Source organism: Marinobacter salicampi (assembly GCF_011074795.1).
GTDB classification, from domain to species: Bacteria; Pseudomonadota; Gammaproteobacteria; order Pseudomonadales; family Oleiphilaceae; genus Marinobacter; species Marinobacter salicampi.
This window is the reverse complement of sequence record NZ_JAAMPF010000019.1, coordinates 69,838-87,233: the sequence shown is the minus strand read 5'-3', so window position 1 is coordinate 87,233 and position 17,396 is coordinate 69,838. Positions and strand designations below refer to the sequence as shown.

At 53.9% G+C, this 17,396-nt stretch carries 26 protein-coding genes; 24 read left to right on the top strand and 2 right to left on the bottom strand.

The window, feature by feature from the left end:
* Window positions 1-75: 75 nt before the first annotated feature.
* The 24 genes from G7W63_RS12840 (at window position 76) to G7W63_RS12725 (ending at window position 13,679) form a co-directional block, all read left to right on the top strand.
* A complete protein-coding gene (locus G7W63_RS12840; RefSeq protein ID WP_166258618.1) occupies window positions 76-504 on the top strand; it encodes a hypothetical protein in 429 nt (142 codons plus the stop codon).
* A 93-nt stretch (window positions 505-597) separates the two neighbouring features.
* Window positions 598-885: a hypothetical protein gene (locus tag G7W63_RS12835; RefSeq protein ID WP_166258615.1), complete on the top strand. Its 288-nt coding sequence runs from the start codon at window positions 598-600 to the stop codon at window positions 883-885.
* Between the two features lie 87 nt (window positions 886-972).
* Entirely contained in the window at window positions 973-1,596 is a 624-nt protein-coding gene (locus G7W63_RS12830) for a SagB/ThcOx family dehydrogenase (protein ID WP_166258612.1), read from the top strand.
* 68 nt (window positions 1,597-1,664) lie between these two features.
* Entirely contained in the window at window positions 1,665-1,976 is a 312-nt protein-coding gene (locus G7W63_RS12825; RefSeq protein WP_012137896.1) for a type II toxin-antitoxin system RelE/ParE family toxin, read from the top strand.
* Window positions 1,969-2,256, top strand: a complete 288-nt coding sequence (locus G7W63_RS12820) for a helix-turn-helix domain-containing protein (protein ID WP_166258609.1) — start codon at window positions 1,969-1,971, stop codon at window positions 2,254-2,256. Before G7W63_RS12825 ends, G7W63_RS12820 begins: the two co-directional genes overlap by 8 nt.
* A 398-nt stretch (window positions 2,257-2,654) precedes the next feature.
* The gene (locus tag G7W63_RS12815; protein ID WP_166258606.1) at window positions 2,655-2,927 is read left to right on the top strand and encodes an antitoxin; all 273 of its coding nucleotides are present in this window, start codon (window positions 2,655-2,657) and stop codon (window positions 2,925-2,927) included.
* A gap of 91 nt (window positions 2,928-3,018) precedes the next feature.
* Window positions 3,019-3,426, top strand: a complete 408-nt coding sequence (locus G7W63_RS12810; protein ID WP_166258603.1) for a hypothetical protein — start codon at window positions 3,019-3,021, stop codon at window positions 3,424-3,426.
* A 122-nt stretch (window positions 3,427-3,548) separates the two neighbouring features.
* Window positions 3,549-3,812: a hypothetical protein gene (locus tag G7W63_RS12805; RefSeq protein WP_166258600.1), complete on the top strand. Its 264-nt coding sequence runs from the start codon at window positions 3,549-3,551 to the stop codon at window positions 3,810-3,812.
* 99 nt (window positions 3,813-3,911) lie between these two features.
* The gene (locus G7W63_RS12800) at window positions 3,912-4,340 is read left to right on the top strand and encodes a hypothetical protein (RefSeq protein WP_166258597.1); all 429 of its coding nucleotides are present in this window, start codon (window positions 3,912-3,914) and stop codon (window positions 4,338-4,340) included.
* A 114-nt stretch (window positions 4,341-4,454) separates the two neighbouring features.
* Window positions 4,455-5,516 (top strand): transcription termination factor Rho, encoded by a 1,062-nt coding sequence (rho, locus tag G7W63_RS12795; protein WP_242634416.1) that lies wholly within the window; start codon window positions 4,455-4,457, stop codon window positions 5,514-5,516.
* Between the two features lie 47 nt (window positions 5,517-5,563).
* On the top strand, window positions 5,564-6,061 hold the full coding sequence (locus tag G7W63_RS12790) for a DUF3291 domain-containing protein (RefSeq protein WP_166258594.1): 498 nt from the start codon (window positions 5,564-5,566) through the stop codon (window positions 6,059-6,061).
* A 445-nt stretch (window positions 6,062-6,506) separates the two neighbouring features.
* Window positions 6,507-6,887, top strand: a complete 381-nt coding sequence (locus G7W63_RS12785) for a hypothetical protein (protein WP_166258590.1) — start codon at window positions 6,507-6,509, stop codon at window positions 6,885-6,887.
* 50 nt (window positions 6,888-6,937) lie between these two features.
* Complete coding sequence (locus tag G7W63_RS12780) at window positions 6,938-7,672, top strand: HupE/UreJ family protein (protein WP_166258587.1); 735 nt, start codon at window positions 6,938-6,940, stop codon at window positions 7,670-7,672.
* 15 nt (window positions 7,673-7,687) lie between these two features.
* Window positions 7,688-8,377 carry a hypothetical protein gene (locus G7W63_RS12775; protein ID WP_166258584.1) on the top strand — a complete coding sequence of 230 codons (690 nt, stop codon included), beginning with the start codon at window positions 7,688-7,690 and terminating at the stop codon, window positions 8,375-8,377.
* Window positions 8,378-8,835: 458 nt separating this feature from the next.
* The gene (locus G7W63_RS12770; protein ID WP_166258581.1) at window positions 8,836-9,108 is read left to right on the top strand and encodes a BrnT family toxin; all 273 of its coding nucleotides are present in this window, start codon (window positions 8,836-8,838) and stop codon (window positions 9,106-9,108) included.
* A gap of 1 nt (window position 9,109) precedes the next feature.
* Window positions 9,110-9,412 carry a CopG family antitoxin gene (locus tag G7W63_RS12765; RefSeq protein ID WP_166258578.1) on the top strand — a complete coding sequence of 101 codons (303 nt, stop codon included), beginning with the start codon at window positions 9,110-9,112 and terminating at the stop codon, window positions 9,410-9,412.
* A 44-nt stretch (window positions 9,413-9,456) separates the two neighbouring features.
* Window positions 9,457-9,753: an antibiotic biosynthesis monooxygenase gene (locus tag G7W63_RS12760; RefSeq protein ID WP_166258575.1), complete on the top strand. Its 297-nt coding sequence runs from the start codon at window positions 9,457-9,459 to the stop codon at window positions 9,751-9,753.
* Between the two features lie 595 nt (window positions 9,754-10,348).
* Window positions 10,349-10,606 (top strand): type II toxin-antitoxin system Phd/YefM family antitoxin, encoded by a 258-nt coding sequence (locus tag G7W63_RS12755; RefSeq protein WP_166258573.1) that lies wholly within the window; start codon window positions 10,349-10,351, stop codon window positions 10,604-10,606.
* Window positions 10,594-10,896, top strand: a complete 303-nt coding sequence (locus tag G7W63_RS12750; RefSeq protein WP_166258570.1) for a type II toxin-antitoxin system RelE/ParE family toxin — start codon at window positions 10,594-10,596, stop codon at window positions 10,894-10,896. The genes G7W63_RS12755 and G7W63_RS12750 overlap by 13 nt, the downstream gene beginning before the upstream one ends.
* A gap of 330 nt (window positions 10,897-11,226) precedes the next feature.
* Window positions 11,227-11,622 (top strand): tautomerase family protein, encoded by a 396-nt coding sequence (locus G7W63_RS12745; protein WP_166258567.1) that lies wholly within the window; start codon window positions 11,227-11,229, stop codon window positions 11,620-11,622.
* Between the two features lie 180 nt (window positions 11,623-11,802).
* Window positions 11,803-12,099, top strand: a complete 297-nt coding sequence (locus G7W63_RS12740) for an antibiotic biosynthesis monooxygenase family protein (protein WP_166258564.1) — start codon at window positions 11,803-11,805, stop codon at window positions 12,097-12,099.
* 118 nt (window positions 12,100-12,217) lie between these two features.
* Complete coding sequence (locus tag G7W63_RS12735) at window positions 12,218-12,625, top strand: PaaI family thioesterase (RefSeq protein ID WP_166258561.1); 408 nt, start codon at window positions 12,218-12,220, stop codon at window positions 12,623-12,625.
* A 130-nt stretch (window positions 12,626-12,755) separates the two neighbouring features.
* Window positions 12,756-13,253 carry a GFA family protein gene (locus G7W63_RS12730; RefSeq protein WP_166258558.1) on the top strand — a complete coding sequence of 166 codons (498 nt, stop codon included), beginning with the start codon at window positions 12,756-12,758 and terminating at the stop codon, window positions 13,251-13,253.
* A gap of 93 nt (window positions 13,254-13,346) precedes the next feature.
* Window positions 13,347-13,679, top strand: coding sequence for a YnfA family protein (locus G7W63_RS12725; RefSeq protein WP_166258555.1), 333 nt, complete (start codon window positions 13,347-13,349; stop codon window positions 13,677-13,679).
* A 110-nt stretch (window positions 13,680-13,789) separates the two neighbouring features.
* Here the strand turns inward: G7W63_RS12725 and G7W63_RS12720 are convergent, their stop codons facing one another.
* Entirely contained in the window at window positions 13,790-16,360 is a 2,571-nt protein-coding gene (locus tag G7W63_RS12720) for an ABC transporter permease (protein ID WP_166258552.1), read from the bottom strand.
* On the bottom strand, window positions 16,350-17,003 hold the full coding sequence (locus tag G7W63_RS12715; protein ID WP_166258658.1) for an ABC transporter ATP-binding protein: 654 nt from the start codon (window positions 17,001-17,003) through the stop codon (window positions 16,350-16,352). Before G7W63_RS12715 ends, G7W63_RS12720 begins: the two co-directional genes overlap by 11 nt.
* Window positions 17,004-17,396 lie beyond the last annotated feature (393 nt).

The following is a 17,396-nucleotide window of genomic DNA, read 5'->3' as shown; positions in this document are numbered from 1 at the left end:
CATGCACCGGATGCCATAACCTCCGCTTCGCTGCGGTTCTGTCACCGGTGATGGCTGGCGTTAGGAGTATCTGCAGTGCCAATTAAGCAAGAGTTCTGGGCAGCACCTAGTTCTTCAAAGACGCTGGTGGTCTTTGGGCTTTTCTTAGTTATTGTCTTCCCTTTCTATGGATTAATTAAGTTGGGGACAAGCACGACAGCCATAGTGTCTGTGGTGTTATTTTCTCTAGTTCCTGGCTTATGTTTAATAAATAGCGGTAGGAAAATAAAGGTCAATCCGATTCTTATTTTGACCGATTCTAATATCACAATAAAATCTCCTTTCAACAAAGACAAAACAGTGCAATTCACTGAAGTTAAATCTATAGAAAACGATATAAATCAGGGCTTAATCCTTAAGGGTTTTGGTCGTTTCAGCTCCTCAAGGATTCCGGTAAAAATGCTTTTACCCGAGGACAGGATCAAGCTAGTGGAGCTTTTAAATGCATCTATCAAAAGCTCCTAACAAGTCGCTTTTGCCGGAAAATTTCTCCACCGCTTCGCGGCTACAAAATTGTGGCAAAGCTCTACGTTAGGTAACAAGCAGAAGACAGCAACCATGAAGATTCCTTTTCCGCTCGAACAGAAAGATTATTTTGTCTATTGGGTTATGGGCGGTTGCATACTTTTTGCGGGGAGCTCTGCATTCGTAAACCTGAAATTCGCCATTATATTTCTCGCTTCAAGTATCGTTGGCCTGCCCGCGCTTTTGCTTTACTTTACTCAAAAGGCACGAGGTGTGGCTGGCAGTTTCGTTAAGCTTCTGAGCTTGCTGATTTATCTTTCCGTCGCAGAGTCTGTGATTGTGCCGGAGCTCACGAATGCAATATTACGAGTTGTTACCTAACCAGTCGCTTTTGCCGGACAATTTCTCCACCGCTTCGCGGCTACAAAATTGCCGCAAAGCTCTACGTTATGCATAGGGAGTAAATGCATGGTCTTCGAGCTACCTGCACCGGAATTGCAAGGCTCTGAGTCATTGGTTGGCTGTATTGAGAGTCGGCGCAGCGTGAGGCAGTACACGAAGGCGCCGCTACCTATAGGTGTTTTGTCCCAATTGCTTTGGGCGGCCCAAGGAGTAACAGGGCCAGGCCAAAAAAGAGCAACTCCATCGGCGGGTGGCTTATACCCACTGCATCTACAAATTGTGGTACAGCGTGTATCGGCGCTTGAGCCCGGTAACTATGAGTATAAGGCTGGTAGCCATTCGTTGAAGCAAGTTGGTGACCGTGTTCCGAAAGAGGCAATGCACGAGCTAGGAATTGGCGATCAACCGTGGTTGAAAGAGGCGGCTATCGTCATCGGGGTTTCAGCGAAACTCGGGGATGCGGTTAGGCACTTTGAATCTCAGCCACCCCAGGGAGAGCGCGGTGCTAGCTATGTATATATGGAAACTGGAGCTTTAGCACAGAATGTTCATCTCCAGAGTACGGCTCTTGGGGTTGGTTGTGTTCTGGTGGCCGGCTTTGATGATGCAAGGGTCAAGGAAGCATTGAGATTACCCTCAAACATGGAACCAACGGCACTGCTGTGTATTGGGCAACGGCGGGATATTTAACAGTGCATAACAATACGCGTCACTGATCTGGCCTTGACGCTGGTACGGCAGCGCCGTATATTTTGGCAATGCTATTCATCGAAACCTCAACGTTCACCAAGCTATTGCCGAACTACCTCACGGATGAGGAATATCGTGGGCTTCAAACCTACCTTTTGCAGAAGCCGGATGCCGGGGATCTAATCAAAGGCTCAGGTGGCGTTCGTAAGGTTCGATGGGCACCAGCGGGTTCTGGAAAGAGCGGTGGCATCAGAGCAATTTATTACTGGAAGAAGTCTGACCACGAGATATGGATGCTCACGCTGTACAGTAAATCAGAGCGCGCCAGCATTCCTGGCCATACGCTCAAGCAGATAGCGGAGGCAATCAAAAATGGGTGACAGGAACCTTGGGGCAGAGATTCTTGACGGTATCAATGAAATCAAGCAGTTCAAGAAGGGTAAATTGGCTCTACGAACGCATGAGCTTTCAGAACCTTCACCGCCCAAAGAGATCAGGCTGAAATTGCACATGTCGCAGTCAGCATTTGCCGGCCTTATGGGCGTGAGTGTGCGAACCCTTCAGGATTGGGAACAGGGTCGGCGCGAACCGCAGGGTCCTGCGCTTGCGCTTCTGCGCATTGCTGAGCAACACCCGGAAGTTTTTAGTCAGCTTCACTGACCAAAGTGAGGTGTAACCAGGCCATGCACCGGATGCCAAAACCTCCGCTCTGGTTTTGTCACCGGTGATGGCGGGCGTTAGCTATTGAGTACAAAAAGCACACAATGTGCTATTCTTTAACCCATGAAACCGATCACATGGAACCCAGAGAAGAATAAGCTTCTCCAAGCAGAAAGGAGCGTCTCTTTCGAGGATGTGGTTTTGCATATCTCGGTTGGAGGCATACTGGATACGTTCGAGCATCCGAGTCAGGAGCGATATCCAGGGCAACAAATTCATGTGATTGAGATAGAGGGGTATGCGTATTTGGTGCCCTTTGTGGAGTCAGAGGATGAAGTTTTTCTGAAAACGATCATCCCGAGCAGGAAAGCAACCAAAACCTATTTGGGAGGTCCAAAATGAGTAGGCGGGATAAAGAAGAGCAGGAAATTCTGGATGCATTTGATGCGGGAGAGCTGCAGCGGTCGCCAGATAGTGAGGATAGGAAAGCACGGCATCAACAGTATGCTGAGGCGATGTTTAAGAAGGATGCCCGTATCAATATCAGGCTTTCTTCCAAGGATCTTCGTGGTCTTCAGAAGAAAGCTCTGGCCGAGGGTATTCCATACCAAACACTTGTTGCCAGCATCCTCCACAAGTATGTCGAAGGTCGCTTGCATGAAGATCGATAGCTAACCAGGCCATGCACCGGATGCCAAACCCTCCGCTGCGCTGCGGTTTTGTCACCGGTGATGGCGGGCGTCAGGGGAAAGGAGTTTATCCGTGGGCACATATAAGACGGAACAGCTCAAGTGGCTCTACGGTGGCTTCGCAGGAGTTTGTCTCGCTTTTTTTCTGACCATTCTGGGCACAGGCCAGCCGATTGACTCTTCTATTCCATTATTCTTCTCAGCCATGGGCTTTGGTATTTGTTTCCCGATTTTCACCGTCTTCACACTTGTGCATGTGATGTTTCTTGAAGAGCAACGGTCTGCGGTAGAAGTGGACGAGGCATTGTCAGTGAGATGGGTCCAACTCTTGACGCAACTCACAATGCTGGTTTTCTGTATCTCTATCGTGCTTATGCTTTTCCACATCTCAGTAACTCTGGGGGTGATCTGTCTTATTAGCACGATCTTAATTCTGTTCGTATTCAAGAAGTTCCGTGGGGCGCTGCATGACATGCCCTAACCAAGCCATCAAATTCGTTACGGCCGCAAAAAGCGCGGCCTCCACCGGGCTGTCTACGCGTTGCTTCGGCAGCCGTTTATGGCGGCGTTATGTGTACAGAAATTCCAGCTTGGAGGTCGGTAATGGAAGATGATTTTGAACTCAAGATGAGCCCCCTCTGCCAGAAACTGACCGCTGACGGCAAAACCGTCGAAGTGGAAATTTACCGTGGCGACAAAGGTGGCTGGCTTTTAGAAGTGGTGGATGAGTTTGGAACTTCCACGGTATGGGACGACGAATTCGATACAGACCGCGCAGCCTTGGAAGAAGTACAGGCCACCATCAGGGAGGAAGGTATTGATGCTTTGATCGGCATTGACTCAGGCCTCGGTGAAACAGACACATAACCAGCCACTGCACGGGACCATTTCTCCGCCGTTCCGCGGCTACAAACTTGCCCGTGGGTTCGAACGTTAAATCTACTTTGTTTCAACTAAAGAGGAGTTATGAGCGAGAAAAATCAAGAATTAATCATGCTTTATGATTTCACCGGTTCGAGAATTGCTGAATTTAAAGCCCAGCAATGGGCTATCACGAACTATGGGGCTGTAATTTATGCCTCTATAGTCTCATCAAAAAAATTGATTGGAGACATATCTACTATAGAGATTGCTTTCTTAAATCTCTTGGCCTTTATCGTGATGGTTATTGGAATCTGGCTCATAAAAGGTTTCTCTGAATCGATCAAAGAAAGACAAAAATGTCTAGCCGAAATAAGGAAAAAATTTGGTGAAGAGTTTATTTTTGTCTGGAGTGGGGGGAGCTCTAAAGTGCCCAATGATGGCTCAAAACCCAAGACTGTTTTGAGATATTTTCATAAATTTATATTAATGTTCGGTTTTATAATAACTACTCTCCTTTTGTGGAGAATCTGATTTTATCTTATTTAACAAGCCGCATCAGTACGCGGCCGCCGGACGCCACTGGCGTGGCGCCCCTGTGCTTGGCGTTAGGGCTTGTCGCATCGAGAAGCCGGGACAAATTTATTTATGGCCTGCAAAGCAGCCGAAAATAGTTCTGTCCGGGTTTTTCGCATTCATTTCGAAAAATATCTATCAAACAAGAGCTATCCAACAACCATGACGAGAAAGACATTAGGTTTAACCCGGAAACGCAATAAAGACGCTAAACCAGTGGCTGAGGAAGCCGAAGCTATGGTTGAGGGTGAGGCTGATTCACAAAAACGTTTTTTAAACGGTGTGGTTATCAATCCAACGCCGGGGATTCGCTTGGAGTCAGGTTCAGAAAAACTCACGGTGCGTGCGATGGATTTGATCACGCCGATCGGAATGGGGCAGCGAGGTTTGATAGTTGCACCGCCGGGGTCTGGAAAATCGACGATTTTAAAAGATATTTGCCAAGCGGTGGGGAAGGCGTATCCCGAGATTAAACTTTACGCGTTATTGGTAGATGAGCGGCCCGAAGAGGTCACTGATTTTAAGCGCAGCGTCCCGGCTGAGGTACACGCTTCTTCTTCGGATGAAAGCTATGCTCATCACGTTCGCGTTGCCGATGAGCTTCTTGATATCGCCCGCCAACAAGCTGGCGAGGGTCACAACGTCATGATTGTGATTGATTCTCTCACGAGGCTTTCGCGTGTGCATAATGCGGAGCGAAAGAGCAGCGGTCGTACTATGACTGGCGGGATTGATGCTCGAGCGATGGAGATCCCGCGGAGGCTGTTTGGCGCTGCACGAAACCTTGAGAATGGCGGCTCGCTTACCATTTTGGCAACCGTTTTGGTTGATACCGGCAGCCGTATGGACCAGGTTATATTTGAGGAATTTAAGGGCACGGGGAACATGGAGCTGGTTTTATCAAGAGACGTTGCGAATCAGCGAATCTTCCCCGCGCTGGATATTTCGAAAAGCAGTACACGCCGTGAAGAGCTGCTGTTAGATCCAAAAGATTTAGACAAAATAAGAGCGTTGCGCCGGGCGCTTAGCGGTCTCAAACCGCTAGAGGGTACAAAAAAACTGGTTGAGCTGCTTGAGAAGTACCCCACAAATGCCGAGCTTCTGAAAAACATTCCCGGGGCGCCCGTCGATTGAATCCGCGCTAAGGGGACCGGGCGTTAAGTGTTTTCACGGAGGAAACTGTGAGCAAGTATCATATTGCGCAACTCAACATTGCCACGCTATTGGCACCGATAGATTCGCCGCAGCTTTCGGATTTTGTCGCGAATCTCGATCGAATCAATGCGCTGGCAGATAACTCCCCCGGTTTTGTCTGGCGGCTACAAACCGAAGATGGTGATGCTACCGGCATTGACTATTTCGGCTCCGATAAAATCGTGAATCTTTCCCTCTGGGATTCGGTCGAGGCTTTACATAATTACGTTTACCGGTCTGCCCACGTTGAGATAATGCGCCGCAAGAAAGAGTGGTTTCAGAAAATGGGAGAGGCATATACGGTGCTTTGGTGGGTGCCTGCCGATCACATTCCGTCAATCGAAGAGGCGGCGCAAAAGCTGAGCATTTTGCGAGAGCATGGCCCAACCGCAGAGAGTTTCACATTCAAGAAAGCATTCCCGGCTTCCAGCGAACTAGCCAGTGTGCCAACTGATACTTGGGGTGGTGAATGTCCAGCCACTTAACACATCAATTAAGTTCGTTCCGGCCTGCGGCCTCCACCGGACGCCCCTGTCGGACCGACGCTTATTATCGGCCACATGGACTCCCCTGCGGTCAAGCAACGCCATTTGAATTCGAAGCACGGGGATCATCTAGCATTACTGGCTTCGTTAATTGAACAGTCTGAAGAATCGATACTTTGCTCGAGTTGGATCAAGCCGAAGGAAATCCAGGCAGCCTGGTTTTACTCACCTTTACCAGAGAAAGCACTGTTTACGCAGCTCTATATGAGAAGGCGTCAGACCTGGCGCACCACAGCGTTTCCATGGGTTTTTGACCATACACGAGTGCGTTTGGTAAACCTGATCATTTACTGGGTTTAATGCCTGCCACCCCGGCGGGATGTTATCGTTGCCGCTGTAGAAGTTATCCCCTGTTTAAAACCACCGGATCGGCGCACTGAGACTGATGATTTTTGCCCTTCATCAAAAGAGACTGCTGCCCGCGCTCATCATGCTGTTCGCACTGGCAACCGTGTCCCTATCGGTGGCTGGGGAGGCTTTATCTCATGGCGTGGCCGGGCTGGGAAGCGATTCCTGGCCGGAACTCAACGACCATTACGATGGTCACCATGGGCACGGGCATAGCCATGATTTTGATGAAGAGCCAGACGCTGCCCTTCATCACGACGCCGGCAATCATACCCACGAGACCCTCGACCAGCTGGCGGTTCCGCTTATTACCCAGAGCTACACTGCGCTCCGGCAACCCGTTCCCTTTGCCGGTGACTCTCCCCGGGGTTTAAGTTTCCGCCTTGAACGCCCCCCCAAAGCACGCCTCCCTAGCTGATTCCGGCCGCTGACGCGGTCCATGAAAACAAATTCAATTTTGGAGCCTTTATGTTGTCAAGCTTGCTTGACGGTTGCCGAAGTTCGCCCTTGGCGGACGGTAGCCGTCGTCTCTTCTGGCTACTCCTGACACTCTGCCTGATGGGCCTGAGTACAGATCTTCTGGCCCACGCGGTCGCCCAGGGTGACAAGGGATACATCCAGGAAATTACCGGCGCAAACCTTATTGCGTTCATCTACCTCGGCGCCAAGCACATGGTCACCGGTTATGACCACCTGCTGTTCCTGCTGGGGGTAATCTTCTTCCTCTATAAAATGAAGCACATCGCGATCTATGTGACCCTGTTTGCGCTGGGGCATTCCACCACGATGCTGCTGGGTGTGTACTTCAACGTCGGCATCAACAGCTACCTCATTGATGCGATTATCGGGCTCTCTATCGTATACAAGGCCCTCGACAACGTCGGCGCCTACCAGCGCTGGTTCGGATTCCAGCCCAATACCAAGGCCGCGACGCTCATATTCGGGTTGTTCCACGGCTTTGGCCTGTCCACCAAAATCATCGAATACGACATTTCGCCGGATGGGCTGATACCCAACCTTCTCGCCTTCAACGTCGGAGTGGAAATCGGACAGCTGATCGCCCTGGCCATGATCCTGATTGCCATCAGTTTCTGGCGTAAAACAGGCAGCTTCTATCGCCACGCCTACACCGCTAACGTCACCATGATGAGTGCAGGCTTCCTGCTCTTCGGTTACCAGCTAACCGGTTACTTCGTCGCCTGATTCTGGAGATTCACTATGTACAACACCGATAGTCCAAGCCATGCAGAATTGCCCAGCACCGCGAAGCTGATCCGATCCACCGTCCTTGCAGCCATCGTGGCCCTGGTTCTGCTGGTTACCGTGGTCATGCCCGCTGAATATGCCCTCGACCCGACTGGCGTGGGCCGAATACTGGGGCTCACAGAAATGGGCGAGATCAAGGAACAGCTTGCCGAAGAAGCCGCCGCAGACGAGGCAGCCCAGGTGGTAGCTGCGCCCTCCCCGGTTAAGCAGCAGGCACCTGAAGCAGCAGAACCCGCTGCTACTGAGCCTGTCGCGGAAGCAGCCCCGGAACCTGAGGTCGCAACCGTTGAGGAACAACCGGCAAAAGAACCGGCACCGGCGGAATCGCAGTGGAACGATGAAGTGCGCATCGTGCTCACGCCAGGAGAAGGCACCGAGTACAAGCTCACCATGGAAGAAGGCGCGGTCGCCCGTTTTTCCTGGGAATCTGAAGGAGGCCCCATCAATTTTGATACCCACGGCGACGGCAGCGGCCAGTCGATCTCCTATGAAAAAGGCCGTGGCGTGCCTGAGGACGAAGGCGAACTTGTCGCCGCGTTTACCGGCAACCATGGCTGGTTCTTCCGCAACCGGAACGACAGTGACATCACCCTGGTGCTTCGAACCGCCGGCGAGTATGGGCAGCTCAAGAAGATGTTGTGATTTGATGGTTTAATGCCAGCTGAAATGTGCGGGTTTGTAATAAAACTGTCCGGAAGGATGGAGAGCGATATCTAGGTTGGCTTTACCGACATCGACACCGATATTAACTGAGGTTTGGATTTCTGTGGGGTTCATAATAAGCTGACTCTGCCTTGCTATACGGGCTCGAGGCCCCGATGACTGTAAGAGTTATCGCTTGATAGTCGTGCAGCGCTACGCACTTCTTACCGGTCTCTCAAATGAGGAGCCTGCCAACATCGAGCTGCTGCATGAAGGCCCCCAGCGGCGACTGGGGGTGGGCCTCAATTTACCCAAGCACGGCAGAAATTATCCATACAAGGCCAGTCACGGCGACGCCCACTACATGGCGATTGCGGCTTCGCCTCCATTCCCTGGCCGCGCATGCTGGCTGGCGCTAGCAAGATGCCAATAGGCACACACTCTGCTAGACTCGCCTCATGAAGCAAATTAACTGGAATGCTGAAAAGAACCAGCAGTTGATGAGCGAGCGCGGAGTTTCCTTCGAAGATGTCCTGTTTGCTCTTCAGTCTGGTGGTTTACTTGATGATGGACCTCACCCCAACAGGGACAAGTGTCCGAATCAACGCCTACTTGTGGTTCGGATTGACGAATATGCCTGGCTGGTGCCGTACGTCGAGAATGATGGAGAGATCTTTCTCAAAACGGTCATCCCCAGTCGCAAGGCCACCAAGACATTTCTAGGGGGGTAGTATGGCCAAGACCAAATTAGATCCTGAAGAGCAAGAGCTGTTGGAGGCTTACGAATCCGGAGAGTTCGAGTCAGATCTGGATGCCGATCGTCGGGAGTACCTGACGAAGGCAGCGGAAGAAACGTTCAAGAAAGACAAGCGGATAAATATAAGCATCTCCAGTCGCGACCTGGAGGCACTTCAACGTCGGGCACTGGAAGAGGGACTTCCTTACCAGTCCCTGGTTTCCAGTGTCCTACACAAGTATGTCTCCGGCGGCCTCAAGGACATCTCTGCTAAGAAGTCAGGCCAGCGGACGCGCTAACGCGCGCCGCTGCCTTCTGCGTTAGAAATCAGGGAGAGATCGAGGTGATTGCTCGAATTTGGAAAGGATGGACCACTCATGAAAATGCCTCGTTCTACGAAGAGCTTTTCGAGAATACTGTTCTCCCAAAAGTTACCCAGGGAGTGGACGGATACATCCAACAAATAAATCTGTCCCAGTTTTCTGATGCCGAATTCACAACTATATTCTGGTTTGAATCGCTTGAAGCGGTAAAAAACTTTGCCGGTCCAAACTTTGAGCAGGCAGTAGTCCCGGAGCAAGTAAAGGCACTTATGTCGCACTACGAGGAAACCGTCCATCACCATGACGTTGCTTTGTAAGTTTCTAACAAGGCACAAATTCCGGCCTGCGGCTCACCGGACGCCCTTGTCAGGAGCCGTTTATTGCTGCCTTTACATGGTGAAGGCAGCCTTATGATTTTGGTGAAACTGAGGGATCTTTATCGGCAAGATAAAGCGGCTGTCATGGCAATGCTTCGAGATCCTGAGGTAATGAGATTTCTTGGTCCTCGTCGTACTCTGACAGAAGATGAGGCGGGTTCGTGATTTGAGAGTGCGCTCGCTAACCCGACCCGGTTCGCCATCGCCGAGGCTGATCTGATGAATTCATCGGGTTTTGCAGCATTAAACAAATAGATGATGTTTTCGATTTCAGCTACTTCATCAGGTCGGAATTTTGGAGCAACGACATAGCTGCCAGGGCGTGTAAGCTGAAAACCGGGGCAGATCTATTTTTTACCTGAACAATGCCAAGTTGTTGCTTCAAAATAAGTCTGTCCCAGTTTTTAGGGGACGGCTACAGCATTACCGCTTCGCCCTCATTCCCTAGCCGCGCGTGTTGGCAACGTCAGCTGAGATTGCCTCTCCCGAGCAGTGATACTATAGTGTCACTATTAGTCTGATTTAGGGTGAGCCCATGAAAGTTGAGCTTGTTACGAACCTCAAGCGCCAGGCCACAAAGATTCTGGCAGATCTGCACTTATCTAAAGAGCCGATACTGATCACGGAGCATGGTCGGCCATCGGCTTACCTTGTCGATGTGCAGGATTACGAGTTTATGCAGCGCCGACTTGAGCTGCTTGAAGGACTCTCCCGGGGAGAGCGTGCTGTACTTGAGGGAAGAACGTACAGCCAAAATGAGGCCAGGGAGAAAATGAGTAAATGGCTGAAGTAACCTGGACAGAGCCCGCCCTTCAAGAACTGGATGCCATCGCTGAGTACATTGGTCTGGATAATCCTGCTGCCGCACGTCATCTGGTCCAGGAAGTTTTCGATAAGACCGAGCGTTTGGAAGATTTCCCCCAATCCGGACGGATTCCTCCGGAGCTCCCTAATTCGGTATACAGGGAGGTAGTGGTCCCACCGTGTCGCATTTTTTATCGTGAGGATGAGCAGCGGGTTCTCGTCCTCTATGTTATGCGAGAGGAGCAGCAGCTTCGTGCATACATGCTTGGGAACAGCTAACCAGGCGCGTCAATCGGATGCCTTTGTCTCCGCTTCGCTGCGTCAAAGTTACCATTGCGTTCCAACAAATAAGTCTGTCCCAGTTTCACGCGCTATACGAGAAAAAGGGCTTTTCGGCGTGAACCCTCCCCTCGCATGCAGGAGTGGGAGCAGGGGCGACGTAAACCTTCGGGGCCAGCAAAGGCGCTTATCGAGATTGCGTTTCGCTATCCAGAGGTTATTCGGGAAGACCTCGAACTCAGGGGTTAACAAGGAGGTCAACGGGACGCCAACTACGCTTCGCTCCGTTCGCGCCTATTACCCTTGGCGTTAGCGGCTAAGGAGGGTTCCGTGCCGAGTGTACTCATAGAAACCAGGCAGCAATATTCTGCTGAAGTTGAATCTGCAATCATGGAAACAGTGCATGCCGCATTGCGGGATGCATTCCAAATTCTTCCGGGGGATAGGAACGTCCGCTTGCTAGTACATGAACCGAATAGGTTTGAGTGCCCCCCAGATAGGCAAAAGCCAGAATTCTATACCCACATCAGCATCGACTGCTTCGCAGGAAGATCTTTGGAAGCTAAGAGGCTGCTGTACACGAGTATAGTAGATAACCTGGTTCAATTTGGTATTCCTAAGGACCATGTAAAGATCATGCTCAGAGAAGTTACAGCGGAAAACTGGGGTATCAGAGGAGGTCAGGCAGCGTGTGACGTTGATCTTGGCTTTCAGGTAAATGTGTAGCTACAGCGCTAACAAAACGCAGCACTTGTCCCGCCGATCACCGGACTCGCTGCGCGGCGTTAAATCAGTAGTGATACCGAAGCTGAGCGAGAAACATCGCCTGTACACCGACCGATTTTCCGCCGTGCTGCTACCCCAAACCGGCGCGTCAGCCAGGTCGTTACGTGAAAAGGAGGCAAAGTGATTCGAGTCGTCTACTGTTGGAAAGTAAAGGAAGAGAGCTTTGCGAACTTCAAAGAGGTCTGGACTCGTACTACGAACAAGATACACGAGACTGTGCCAGGGGCATTGGGAAGCTTCATGCTCCGTAGTGCAGAAGATAGAACTGAAGTTCTGACAGTAGCGAAGTGGGATTCGGTAGAAAGCTGGAAGGCCTTCTGGGTGGCAGAGAACCCGTCGGAGATGCTCGGCATGCGGGAGATCGGCGAGCGTATTTCAGTGACGGTATACGATGAAGTCGACGACTTTACACGTTAACGCCCGGAGAGTAACCCGCCAACGATCGTTTACCTACCCCTAACCAGAGACCGTTATCGGCAGCACCTGCGTTCCGGTATGCCGCAAAGCCAAGCGTTAGGACAAAAAGGAAGCAAGCATGAGCCCTGTTCCCGAAGGATTCGGACCATTGTCTCGGACAAGCCCGCTCACTGAATTGCTCGGTCCCATCTATCAGAAAGTCGATTCCTCCGGTCTGGTTATTGGGCTTTTTGCAGAAGAGAAGCATTGCAACGCTCGGGGCTTGGTCCACGGGGGTGTTCTGGGCACACTTGCCGATATTGCCATGGGCTACAGCGCGGCATTCTCAACCGAACCGCCGACGCCGATGGTTACAACCAGCCAGACGATTGATTATGTGGGCAAGGCAGAAAAGGGAGACTGGCTTGAAGTTCACACAGACGTACAGAAGGTGGGGCGGAGTGCAGCTTTCGCCAACTGCTATTTCCACGTGGGTTCCACGCGCATAGCGAGAGCCAGCGCCGTGTTCAGCGTGGTAGCCTCCTGAGTCAGACGCGCCGCGCGTAGAAGGCGTCATGCAGAGGGCGTAGACGCAGGGTCTTTCAGCTACCTGCACCACGATTGCAAGACTCTGAGTCACTGGCAGGCCAGGCATACACTCAACACGGAGAATAACAATGTTGCTCAAAGGTTCATGTCACTGCGGTAGCGTGGGTTTCTCGGTTAAGTCTCCTCATCCTTATCCATTCAATCGCTGTTACTGCTCGATCTGCCGGAAGACTGCCGGCGGTGGTGGGTATGCGATCAATCTGGGGGGCGACTACGGGACGCTAAAGATTGATGGGAAAGACCATATCAGTGTTTTCCGGGCAAGAATCGAAGATCCCGAGACCGGAAAAAAGGAAGAGAGCCCCGGACAGAGACATTTCTGCAAAAAGTGTGGAAGCGCTCTGTGGCTATGGGATCCGCGATGGCCAGATCTCGTACTCCCATTTGCCTCGGCGATAGATACTGAACTGCCGGCACCTCCAGAGCACGTGCATATGATGTTGGGTTCCAAGCCCAATTGGGTTGAACCTCACGTCGGTCCAAAGGACCAGAAATTTGAGGAGTACCCGAAAGAGTCTCTTGCGGATTGGCATCGACGGCTAGGGCTTGAGAAACCGGATGCCTAACCGAAGGCCATGCGCTAGACGATCTGGTCAGGTCTGATTTTCGTGGTTGGCGCTGCCGCAAGCGTTACCTTTCACTGCCAAGAGGCCAAGTCATTGCCTGAGCTGAAAACCGTCGGTCTTTTCCTGGTCACTGCATTGGCAGAGATCGTAGGTTGTTACCTGCCTTACCTCTGGCTTCGCGAGGGCAAATCCATCTGGCTTCTGGTGCCGGGTGCGCTGAGTCTTGCCGCCTTTGCCTGGTTGCTGTCGCTTCACCCTACCGCTGCCGGGAGGGTCTACGCGGCTTATGGGGGCGTCTATATCTTTTCAGCGATCGTATGGCTTTGGGCCGTCGATGGCATCCGGCCAACCGCCTGGGATCTGGTTGGCTCGGCCGTAGCGCTGGTGGGTATGGCGATCATCATGTTTGCACCGCGCACCACGTAACCAGCCGTAGTAATCGTTCCCGGCCTGGGAGTCCGCCACCGCCGACAAAAAGAGTCGTCTCATGAACGGCGCTCCGTACATCAGCGTGTTACAGCCAGCAAAGAAGGACCTCATCCATCCCGCAAAAGTAGCGCCGGATTAAGCCGCATGGCCCTCAGTGTTGGCAGTAGTCCACCCAGCAGGGCCAGGGCACTGACCGCGCCCGCCACCAGCATGCCCAGCCACCACAGGTCTCCGGCCGGCAGTTTCAGCGCCAGATTTGCCACTGGCAGGGCGATCAGCGCCCCGAGTGCAGTGGCGAATACGGTAGCGAGCAAGGTCAGCAAGCCGGTTTCCAGCAGCATGGACAGGCGGATGGCCTGGTGCCGGGCGCCCAGGCAGTGCAGCAGGTTGGCCTCGTAGAGCTGCCGCCTGCGGCTGACGCTCACCACACTCGACAACACCAGCAGGCTTGCCAGAAGGCTGACACTGGCAACCGCTGCCAGGCCGGCGGCGGCCTTGTTGAGCAGGTCACCGGCGGTCTCCAGCCAGTCTGCGGTGCGCAGGGGGATCACGTTGGGGATGTTTCGGGCCAGCCACTGCTGGGACGCCTTTGCCGCCTCATCGCTCTGGTAGACCGCGCCCACGTACAGGCTGATCAGGTCGTCCAGAGCGCCGTCCTGAAGAATGCCTTCGAACCAGAACCGGGTCTGCAAGCCTTTCTGGCGGTAGATGGCGCGGATCTCGGCGGTTACGGGCTGGTCCTGGGCGGTAAACTCAACCTGGTCACCGACACTCAGGCCCAACTGGTTAGCCTCGCGGTCCTCCATGGCCATGAAGGCGGGCTCGCCTTCCGGTGCGGGTGCCTGCCACCACTCCCCTGCCACCAGCTCCAGGCCTTCCGGGTTACCTGACAGGTAGGTGAGCTTGTACTCATCGCCCATGGCCTCACGTCTGGCCCTGGAGTCGTCCGCGAGCGCGTCTGCGATCGGTGTCCCGTTGATTCCAGCCAGCCGTGCCCGAACCAGGGGCAGAAGCTCTGCCCTGCTGGCGGGGTCGAGGGATTCCAGGCCGGATTCAAGGGTAGCCATCTGGTCCGGGAATACCTCGTATAGAATCAGGGCGGGTGATTCCGCGGGGATGGTGGTTTCCAGCGCACGCAGAAGGGTGGCGACGATCAGGGTACAGGCCACCACCAGAGTTAGCGCTGTGCCCAGGGAAAGCAGGGTTGCCCGTAGCGGCGAATCCGGCCTGTGGAGATTGGCGAGCGCCAGCCTGCGGGCAAAGTTTCGGTCAGCGAAGCCGCCTTGCTCCAGGGCCTTGGCGCCACGGCGCAGAGCCTTGATCAGACCTTCCAGCAAACCCCAGAGCAGGACCACGGCCAGCAGGAACGCAAAGCCAAGGGGCGGCGACGGCAACCAGAAAAGCACGGCGCTGATGTAGACCGCAAGTAGCAGGTAGCTGGCTATCCGCCAGCTGCGGGGCTCGTGGCGGGCGGCCTGAACCTGGCCTCGGAACAGCCCGGCCGGTGAGGCCGCAAGGGCTCTTGCCAGCGCCGGCAAGGCAAAGACATAGGCCGTCAATACCGCAAACAGCCAGCTCAGGAGCAACGGCACGAACCACAGGGCTGCCCCACTTCTGTCAGCTCCGCCCGCTCCGGACGCCGCAAAGGCATCGCCGGCCAGAATGATGGCCAGGGCGGAAAGCCCCAGCCCGATGGCGCCGCCAATGAGGCCGGCCAGGCTGCCCAGGATGCCGATCTGTAACAGGTAAATGGCCACGAGAGGGCGGCGCCGCAGGCCCAGGGTCTGGAGGGTGGCGATGGTGCCCAGCTTCTCGTCCAGATAGGCATGGATGCTGCTGGCCACGCCCAGGCCGCCAATGAACAGGGTGGTGAAGGCGATGAGGATCAGTGCCGTGGCAATCTGGTCAAGCCGCTCAGACAGCCGCTCGCTGCGCTCCGCAAAGGTGGTGGTGTCCCAGTTAGTGTCCGGGAAGGCCTGTTCGAACTCTTCCAGCCAGACGTTGAGATCCTGGTCGGTCTGGAGCCGGTATTCGTAGTCGACGCGGCTGCCCGGCCTTATCAGGTTGGTTGCCTCCAGCGCCTGCTCGGAAATCATGATCGGCAGGCCGCGCCAGTTGGCCCTGAGGTTGCGGTCCGGCTGGGCTTCGATCAGCCCGCTGATACGGAAAGTCGCCGCGCCGATCTCGATCCGATCACCGATGGACTGGTCCAGGCGTTCCGCCAGCATGGGGTCAACGATGGCGCCCCAGAGACCGTCCTTCTGCGCGGTGAGTTCGGTACGTGGCTGGTCCGGGGTCAGTTGCAACTCGCCGTAGAGTGGGTAGGCGGCATCCGGAATCAGTATCTCAGCCCTGAAAAACCCGCCTCCGTCACTGCCGCTGACCATGGTGTCGAATTCCCGCACCAGTGAGACGCGGCCGGTGCGACCTATCCACTGTAGCACCTCGTCTGGCAAAGGCTCGTTGGCGTCCAGTTGGACGTCGCCCCCCAAAAGGGCCCGGGTGTCGGCCAGCAGGCTCTGCTCAATGACCCGGTAGAGGCTGGCGGTGGCAGCCACCAGGGTGACCCCAAGAATGAGGCAGGCAAGAAAGACCTTGAGGGCCGAGAGGCGGGAGCGCAGGTCGGTGACTGCAAATTTCAGCATCCACAGCGGTCTGGCGGCGGTTTCAGATTTCATACAGGCGCCCGCCTTCCATCCTGACACGGTGCTGGCAGCGCTCGGCGACTCGCTCGTCATGCGTCACCAGTACCAGGGTGGACTTGCTCTGCCTGTGGAGATCGAACAGCAGCGAAAGCACTTTTTCACCGGTTTCCTGGTCCAGGTTGCCGGTGGGTTCATCCCCCAGCACAAGGCTCGGCTGGTGCACCAGGGCCCTAGCAATGGCCACTCGCTGTTGCTCGCCACCGGAGAGCTGACCCGGGTAATGCTGCAGCCGATGGCTCAGGCCTACAGCGTCGAGCATGGCGAGGGCCTGTTCGCGGGCGTTGCCCTGCCCGGCAATTTCCAGCGGCAGGCTGACGTTACCCAACGCGGTCAGGCCAGGCAGCAGATGGAACGACTGAAAGATGATGCCAAGATGCTGGCTACGCCAGTCGGCCAGGGTATTGGAATCCATTTCGCCAAGTCGCTGGCTGCCAACCAAGATCTCGCCCCTGACCGGCCGTTCGAGGCCGGAGAGCAGCAGAAGCAGCGAGGTTTTGCCGCTGCCAGAGGGGCCTGTAATGGCCAGTGTCTCTCCCGGCGGGACCTTGAGCGAGGCATTGTTGAGTACTGACACGGTACCTGACTCGGTTGGGTAGGCCAGGTGAATATCACTCATTTGGACGCTGGTGGACACTGAGGCACCTTTTTGCTTACGGATGGGGTGGAACGGTCTGGCCAAACAGAGCTGGCTGAACAGGTTTCGCCGGACAAGTCTGCCGACCCGGCAGTGATCAATACAGGTTAATCATTATTAATTCAGCAAGCTGACGGACAAATCAGAGTACGAGTGTTTTTCCAGACTGGCGCACAGTATGTGGCTTCGAGCCGCGCCTGCAACCATGAGGCTCCCATTAGGACCATCACCTAGCGCCGGCATTATGGGCCGTTCATGGGCGATAACCGGCGGGCAGAAAAGCCTTTTCAGCTGTGCCAGGGTCAAGGAAACATGGCGGCTTTCAGCAGTTTGGTCCAGACTTGGATTTAAAGGTGATCCTCACCTTTAAAAGAC

Coding starts and splice junctions, on each gene's coding strand:
- G7W63_RS12815 (WP_166258606.1), top strand. CDS start 2,655: ATGAGTAGGCGGGATAAAGAAGAGCAGGAAATTCTGGATGCATTTGAT.
- G7W63_RS12800 (WP_166258597.1), top strand. CDS start 3,912: ATGAGCGAGAAAAATCAAGAATTAATCATGCTTTATGATTTCACCGGT.
- G7W63_RS12775 (WP_166258584.1), top strand. CDS start 7,688: ATGTACAACACCGATAGTCCAAGCCATGCAGAATTGCCCAGCACCGCG.
- G7W63_RS12735 (WP_166258561.1), top strand. CDS start 12,218: ATGAGCCCTGTTCCCGAAGGATTCGGACCATTGTCTCGGACAAGCCCG.
- G7W63_RS12785 (WP_166258590.1), top strand. CDS start 6,507: ATGATTTTTGCCCTTCATCAAAAGAGACTGCTGCCCGCGCTCATCATG.
- G7W63_RS12750 (WP_166258570.1), top strand. CDS start 10,594: ATGGCTGAAGTAACCTGGACAGAGCCCGCCCTTCAAGAACTGGATGCC.
- G7W63_RS12755 (WP_166258573.1), top strand. CDS start 10,349: ATGAAAGTTGAGCTTGTTACGAACCTCAAGCGCCAGGCCACAAAGATT.
- G7W63_RS12830 (WP_166258612.1), top strand. CDS start 973: ATGGTCTTCGAGCTACCTGCACCGGAATTGCAAGGCTCTGAGTCATTG.
- G7W63_RS12820 (WP_166258609.1), top strand. CDS start 1,969: ATGGGTGACAGGAACCTTGGGGCAGAGATTCTTGACGGTATCAATGAA.
- G7W63_RS12780 (WP_166258587.1), top strand. CDS start 6,938: ATGTTGTCAAGCTTGCTTGACGGTTGCCGAAGTTCGCCCTTGGCGGAC.
- G7W63_RS12835 (WP_166258615.1), top strand. CDS start 598: ATGAAGATTCCTTTTCCGCTCGAACAGAAAGATTATTTTGTCTATTGG.
- G7W63_RS12730 (WP_166258558.1), top strand. CDS start 12,756: ATGTTGCTCAAAGGTTCATGTCACTGCGGTAGCGTGGGTTTCTCGGTT.
- G7W63_RS12770 (WP_166258581.1), top strand. CDS start 8,836: ATGAAGCAAATTAACTGGAATGCTGAAAAGAACCAGCAGTTGATGAGC.
- G7W63_RS12720 (WP_166258552.1), bottom strand. CDS start 16,360: ATGAAATCTGAAACCGCCGCCAGACCGCTGTGGATGCTGAAATTTGCA.
- G7W63_RS12765 (WP_166258578.1), top strand. CDS start 9,110: ATGGCCAAGACCAAATTAGATCCTGAAGAGCAAGAGCTGTTGGAGGCT.
- G7W63_RS12715 (WP_166258658.1), bottom strand. CDS start 17,003: ATGAGTGATATTCACCTGGCCTACCCAACCGAGTCAGGTACCGTGTCA.
- rho (WP_242634416.1), top strand. CDS start 4,455: ATGGCCTGCAAAGCAGCCGAAAATAGTTCTGTCCGGGTTTTTCGCATT.
- G7W63_RS12825 (WP_012137896.1), top strand. CDS start 1,665: ATGCTATTCATCGAAACCTCAACGTTCACCAAGCTATTGCCGAACTAC.
- G7W63_RS12805 (WP_166258600.1), top strand. CDS start 3,549: ATGGAAGATGATTTTGAACTCAAGATGAGCCCCCTCTGCCAGAAACTG.